This window comes from Corynebacterium sp. ACRPO, assembly GCF_022347205.1.
Taxonomy (GTDB): Bacteria; Actinomycetota; Actinomycetes; order Mycobacteriales; family Mycobacteriaceae; genus Corynebacterium.
Window position 1 is genome coordinate 38,179 of the sequence record NZ_JAKRNE010000016.1, and the last position, 6,413, is coordinate 44,591.

The window sequence follows — 6,413 nt, forward strand, 5'->3', positions numbered from 1 at the left end:
GAAACTACTCCCAAGACTGTGCTCGTCAACATCGGTCTGGCACTTGACAAAAACATAGGGACACCCCCCAACACCACCCCACCCCAAAGTTCAATACATTGAATTTGGTGATTCATTGAACTGAACGCTATTCTTGGCTGCCATGAGTATTAGCGTCCAGAACTTGAGCGTGAGCTACGGCGCGAACTCCGCGATTCGGAACATCAGCTTCACCCTCGACTCCCCCGGCATGCACGGCATCATCGGCCCCAACGGCTCAGGCAAATCCACCCTCATGAAGGCGATGCTCCAGATCCTGGACAAACACAACGTCCACGGCACAGGCCCCACCGGCGCCCCTGCCGGCTACCCCGTCACCCTCGACGGCAAGGCCCCCGCCGAGCAGCGCCGCGCAATCGCTTATATCGAGCAGCGCTCTGACCTCGACCGCAACTTCCCCACCAGCGTCTTCGACACCGTCCTGATGGGCACTTACCCGCGCCTGGGTCTTTTCCACCGCCCCGGCAAGGCCGAACGCGAAGCAGCCACCCAGGCTCTCAAGGACGTCGACATGTGGGACTTTCGCCACCGCCACATCAGCGAACTCTCGGGCGGACAGTTCCAGCGCGTCCTCTTTGCCCGCGCCATCGTCCAGGACGCGGAGTACATCTTCCTGGACGAGCCCTTCGTCGGCATCGACGTCCCCAGCGAGAAGACGATCGTGACCCTGCTGCGGCAGATGGCGGACGCGGGCAAGCACGTCGTCGTCGTGCACCACGACATGAACACGGTGCGCGGCTACTACAACGACCTCATCGTCCTCAACGGCGAGCTCGTCGCGGCGGGTCCCACCGAGGAGGTCTTCGTCCCCGACGTGCTGCAGAAGGCCTTCGGCGCGCTCGTCATCCGCGAGCCGTCAGCACCAGCCCACCCCACGCCACGGCAGGCAGCCCTCCAGGAGGAGACAGCATGATCGCGGAGTTCCTCGACTCACTACTCAGCCACGGCTACCTGCAAAACGCGCTGATCACCTCGGTGATCGTGGGCGTGGCCTGCGGCATCGTCGGCAGCTTCATCGTGCTGCGCGGCATGGCCCTGATCGGCGACGCCATCTCGCACGCCGTACTACCGGGGGTCGCGGCCTCCTACCTGCTCGGCACGAACCTCTTCCTCGGGGCGGTGGTCGCGGGTCTACTCGCCACACTGGCGATCGGGCTGATCGGCGAACGCTCCACTGTGAAGAACGATTCGGCGATCGGCATCGTCTTTTCCACCTTCTTCGCGATCGGCGTGCTGCTCATGGCGAAAGCGCAGACGGCGACGGATCTGACGGAGATCCTCTTCGGCAACGTCCTGACCGTTCAGGACGCCGACCGCAACCTCTCGATCGGTATTGCCGCTGCCGTGCTGATTCTCACGCTGGTCTTTTACAAGGAGCTCAAGCTCAGCACCTTCGACCCCGTCATGGCGCAGTCGGCTGGCGTGCCCGTGCGGGCAATCCACTACGGGCTGATGGTGGTGCTCACGCTGGTGACGGTCATTTCCCTGCAGACGGTGGGCGTGATCCTGGTGGTCTCCCTGCTGATTACTCCGGCGTCGGCGGCGTACCTGCTGACGAACCGGCTGGGAGTGATGATCGGGCTTTCAGTGGCGATCTCGGCGCTCAGCTCCGTAGTGGGGCTGTTCCTGAGCTATAGCTACAACGTGTCCTCCGGCGTGACGATCGTGCTGACCGCCAGCGCGCTGTTCCTGCTGGCTTTCCTCTTCGCGCCAGGCAAGGGACTGATTGCTCGCTCGCTGGGCAATAAGCCACTGGCCGCGCTGTTGGCCCTCCTGGTGGGCGGTGCCCTCGTGTTCGGGGCCGTGACCTTCTCGACGGAGGAGAAGGCAGACGGTGAGCAGCTGAACGTCGTCACCACCTTCACGCTGCTGGCGGACCTGGTGGAGGAGATCGGCGGCGAGGCGGTGGACGTCCATAACCTCGTGCCGACCGGCACGGACCCGCACGACTACGACCCCCTGCCCGCGGACCTGGATGCGACGAGCGACGCCGACCTGCTGTTCTACAACGGGCTGAACCTCGAGGGCGGTGAGCACGGCTGGCTCGCGAAACTGAAAAACACCGCGGGCCTGGACGATTCCCAGATGGTCGAGGCCACCAAGGGCGTGGAACCGAAGTACCTCAAGGACGAAAAGGGCAATCAGGAGATCAACCCGCACGCCTTCCTGGACCCGACCGTCGGCATCGCGATGGCCGAGAACGTGACCGCGGCGCTGGCCGAGGCCCTGCCCGAGCGTGCCGAGCACATCGAGGAGAAGGGGGCGGAGTACAAGGCCATGCTGGAGAGCATCGACGCCGACTACCGCGAGCAGATCGGTGCGCTGCCGAAGGAGGATCGTGTGCTCGTGGCCAGTGAACATGCCTTCCAATACATGGTCGACACCTACGGCATGGAGCAGCTGTATATCTGGCAGATCGACACGGATGAAAACGGCTCCCCCGCGCAGATCGGACACCTCGTGCGCCAGCTGAAGGACAAGCGCCCGAAGCACCTGTTCGTGGAGTCGAACGTGGATACGCGCCCCATGAAGACCGTCTCGAAGGAGGCCGGGATTCCGATCTTCGACGAGCCACTGCACTCCGATGAGCTCGGCAAGCCGGGCACGGTCGCGGGAACCTACGAGGATTTCCTGCGCAGCAACTTGAAGACCATGATCGCGGGGCTGAAGCGCTAAAACGCGAATGCTCGAGGCCCACATGCGTTGGGCTTCCCCGGTCGCATTCCCGTTACCTTGTGAGTGTCCCCGATAATGGGGATAGTCGCTGGTCCCGGTATGGCTTACCTGCCCTGTAGTTTCCATAATCCGGGGGGTGTTGCCGCCGGGTGCCAGGACTTTCGATGACAGCTGATAGGGACACGGCCAGTTTTAAACTAGGTCTCTTTGTAACGTGGGTGCTTGCAACGAAGGTCATGACACCAGCGACTGGAACAACGCCATACCCATCTCGTTTTCTAGGAGCTCATCATGTCTCCGGAGCATTCCATCGACATATTCCTTGGGTTAGACGTCGGCAAATCTGAACACCACGCCTGCGCCTTAGACCGTGATGGCAACAAGGTCTTCGACAAACCGTTGCCTCAACTCGAATCCGAACTAGCAGGCGTTTTTCACCAGCTTCAGAAGCTTGGCACCGTGCTCGTGATCGTCGACCAACCCAACACCATCGGCGCACTACCGATTGCTGTAGCCCGGGACTGCGGTTGCGAAGTCGGATACCTGCCAGGTCTTGCGATGCGCAAAGCTGCAGATCTCTATCCGGGACGTGCAAAAACAGACAAACGCGACGCATTCATCATCGCCGACACCGCCCGCACAATGCCCCACACGCTACGTGCCGTCGACCGCAATGATGAGGTACTCTCCGCCCTAAAGATGCTGTCCGGCTTCGATGATGACATCGCCCGCGATTGCACTCGCACTGTCAATCGGCTTCGCAGTGTCCTCACCCAGATCTACCCCAGCCTGGAACGAGTTTTTGCTGGTAGCACCCTGACTCGCACGCCGATCCTGGAATTATTGATCCATTACAAGGGACCGCAGGGGCTAAAAAGAGCCGGATACCAACGAGTGTTGAACTGGATGATCAAGCGCACACGTAATGTCCCCACCCCGCTGGTAGACGACATTTTTACAGCGCTGAAAGCTCAATCAGTCACCGTGCCTGGAAGCGATGCCGCCGAGTTAGTAATTCCTCAACTGGCTGCAAACATCCAGGCCCTCAAAGAGCAACGAAACACCATTGCTGAGCAGGTTGAAGAGATGCTCGCTGATTTCCCTCTTTGTGAGGTCTTGATGAGTATGCCCGGAGTCGGCATCAAGACCGCAGCGCAGATCCTTCTTGCGATCGGTGATGGCTCCGACTTCGCTAGTGCTGGCCACTTAGCTGCTTATGCTGGAATAGCACCCGTGACTAGACGATCCGGTTCGTCGATCAGAGGTGAATTCCCGGCACGGTCAGGCAATAAACGACTGAAAAACGCCTTGTTCTACTCCGCATTCGCAGTTATCCGCAGCCACGAACCGTCACGGCGGTATTACGAACGCAAACGCGCTGAAGGAAAACGCCACAACGCAGCAGTCATCTGCCTGGCACGACGCCGATGCAATGTCATCTACGCGATGCTGAAAAACAAGGAGTTCTTCCGCGAAATCCCGCCACGCCCCGTCGCCGCATAAAGCCCCAAAGACGAAGCCGACCAGCACACGCTGGCCGGCTCCTAGGCACGCCTAAGAAACTACTCCCAAGACTGTGCTCGTCAACATCGGTCTGGCACTTGACAAAAACATAGGGACACCCCCCAATGCAGCAGTATTTGCCCAGCCCATCGCCTGCTGCGCTGCGCCGACAACCTGAACGGAACTAGCTCAAAGAATTGGCTCTAGTGTCGCGCACGTTGGGACGGTTGCGTAGTAGAAGCTACCTAGCCGGTGTTTCCTAGCGCACCGTCGGCCGTACTGATTATCCCAACGACTAGGACTTCACTTACACCGTATACGCCCAGTCAGCCGGACTGGAAGCTGGCAAATCTAACCCCCACCGACACGCCGAACCAGACACACATTTTGACCCTTAACCCACCGATAAGACTGCCATGGTCATCATCAATACTCCGCACAACCCGACTGGATCGGTCTTCTCCCGCGCCGCGCTCACCGCGCTTGCCGAGCTCTGCGTGGAGAAGGATCTCCTCGTCTTGGCCGACGAGGTCTACGAGAACCTCACCTTCGGCGATGCTGAACACGTCCATATCGCCTCCCTACCGGGTATGAGCAAGCGCACCATCACGGTCTCCTCCGCCGCTAAGTCCTTCAACTGCACCGGGTGGAAGACTGGCTGGGCCATTGCGGCTCCTAAGCTTCTCGACGGCGTCATCAAAGCCAAGCAATTCACCACCTTCGTCTCCACCACGCCATTCCAGCCCGCCGTGGCCCATGCTCTACGTTATGAACAGGAATGGCTGGACGGCATGGTGGATGAACTTGCAGAGTGCCGCAGCATCCTCGTGGAAGGCCTCAAGCAGCTTGGTTTCCACGTACATGACACCGGCGGTACCTACTACGTGGTTGCCGATATCTCCTCCACCGGCATGACCGGCGTGGACTTCTGCATGCAGCTGCCCGTAACCAAAGGTGTTGCCGCCATCCCCGCTGGCCGCCTTCACGGACAACCCTGAGCCATGGCAGCACAAAGTGCGCTTTGCCTTCTGCAAGCGCCCTGAAGTCATCCGTGAAGCAGTATGGCGTCTAACTGCTGACTCCTAAGAATTCGGGCTCCTAAGCATGCCTCCCCTGTCCTGCGCGTTCTTGTCTTTAACGGCTTTCAGCCCCTACATTCCGGTCTAGCCATTAGGAGAACCGGGTTCTACAATCAGCGCGAGTCCCGAAGCAAGGTCTGCCAGCAACTGCTTCGACGAGTCCACAGGAGCATTGAGGTAGTCGATCGTCAGCCCGTTGACCAGTGCAGTGACAAGACGAGCACCTTGCTCAGGCGACAGTCCTCGGGCCAACTTTCCGAAACGTTGCGCGGCTTCGAGACCTTCAGACACGCGCGCCCGAAACTTCGTCACCTCGGCGTCGTATAAGTCAGCCAGCCATTCGCGCGTCGAGGCAGCAGCTCCCACTATGACCCACACAGCGGAATCTTCGCGCTGGACAGGTCCAATTGGCAAAAGTTCAGCCAAGCGACCGTGGAAGACCGCGTGAAAATCCGTCGCATCGGTTTGGGTAAGGGCCCGCGATTCCTGGCGCTGCAACGACCTGACAAAAGCTTTCGCGATGATGTCGTCCCGTTTACCCATCTGGTACTGGACAGTCCCAGGTGCGACGCCGGCCTCAGTGGCGACATTGCGCACGCTCAGGGCATCGAGGCCCTGGCTGACCATCACTCGAATGGCAGCATCAGCGATCACTGCGGCGGTGCCGGTGATGGTTGTGTTGCGATCAACGGACATGGAGCTCCAATCTTCCGTAGCTCAGATGTGATGAGCCATTAATGAGTGTAGTTGCGCTCACGCATTGCGCCTCATACAATCGTACCAAGCGCGCAATTAATACGAACGTATGACGCGGGATTGAGGCCTTTCACGAAGCTGAGGTCAATCTCCTTGCTAACACCCGACTACCGGAGAACTCCATGTCAGACTTTCTTCCCCTTGCCGGCCTTGCACTCGTAGATAGTCTGAGTGCAGGAACCCTTGTCATTCCTATCGCCCTGATTGTTATCTGGCGACGAGTACGTTTAGGCCTATTGTGAAGTGCCCCGAGTTTTGTTCCTAGGCATTTGCCTTGATTTCTATTATTTCTTGCGGCGGGTTCTGCTTCCAAAAATCGGTTTCCACTTCGACTGGGGTTCGGTATCCCAAGCTTTGGTG

General features: G+C 59.3%; 4 protein-coding genes and 1 pseudogene. 4 read left to right on the top strand and 1 reads right to left on the bottom strand.

Translation table 11 applies throughout. The annotated features are described in order from the left end of the window. The first annotated feature begins 142 nt into the window (after positions 1 to 142). From MHY22_RS10030 to MHY22_RS10045, 4 genes and pseudogenes are all read left to right on the top strand, one after another. A complete protein-coding gene (locus tag MHY22_RS10030; RefSeq protein WP_239279149.1) occupies positions 143 to 952 on the top strand; it encodes a metal ABC transporter ATP-binding protein in 810 nt (269 codons plus the stop codon). Further along, the gene (locus MHY22_RS10035) at positions 949 to 2,715 is read left to right on the top strand and encodes a metal ABC transporter solute-binding protein, Zn/Mn family (RefSeq protein ID WP_225746661.1); all 1,767 of its coding nucleotides are present in this window, start codon (positions 949 to 951) and stop codon (positions 2,713 to 2,715) included. Before MHY22_RS10030 ends, MHY22_RS10035 begins: the two co-directional genes overlap by 4 nt. 291 nt (positions 2,716 to 3,006) lie before the next feature. Then, positions 3,007 to 4,218: an IS110 family transposase gene (locus MHY22_RS10040; RefSeq protein ID WP_239279151.1), complete on the top strand. Its 1,212-nt coding sequence runs from the start codon at positions 3,007 to 3,009 to the stop codon at positions 4,216 to 4,218. Positions 4,219 to 4,619: 401 nt separating this feature from the next. Continuing rightward, a pseudogene (locus MHY22_RS10045) lies at positions 4,620 to 5,304 on the top strand (aminotransferase class I/II-fold pyridoxal phosphate-dependent enzyme); the annotation flags it as partial. Positions 5,305 to 5,381: 77 nt separating this feature from the next. Here MHY22_RS10045 and MHY22_RS10050 read toward each other — a convergent pair. Continuing rightward, on the bottom strand, positions 5,382 to 5,993 hold the full coding sequence (locus MHY22_RS10050; protein WP_239279153.1) for a TetR/AcrR family transcriptional regulator: 612 nt from the start codon (positions 5,991 to 5,993) through the stop codon (positions 5,382 to 5,384). Positions 5,994 to 6,413: the final 420 nt, after the last annotated feature.

What these genes read in the sequence shown, in the direction of transcription:
- MHY22_RS10030 (WP_239279149.1), top strand. Translation starts at nt 143, where the DNA reads ATGAGTATTAGCGTCCAGAACTTGAGCGTGAGCTACGGCGCGAACTCC.
- MHY22_RS10035 (WP_225746661.1), top strand. Translation starts at nt 949, where the DNA reads ATGATCGCGGAGTTCCTCGACTCACTACTCAGCCACGGCTACCTGCAA.
- MHY22_RS10040 (WP_239279151.1), top strand. Translation starts at nt 3,007, where the DNA reads ATGTCTCCGGAGCATTCCATCGACATATTCCTTGGGTTAGACGTCGGC.
- MHY22_RS10050 (WP_239279153.1), bottom strand. Translation starts at nt 5,993, where the DNA reads ATGTCCGTTGATCGCAACACAACCATCACCGGCACCGCCGCAGTGATC.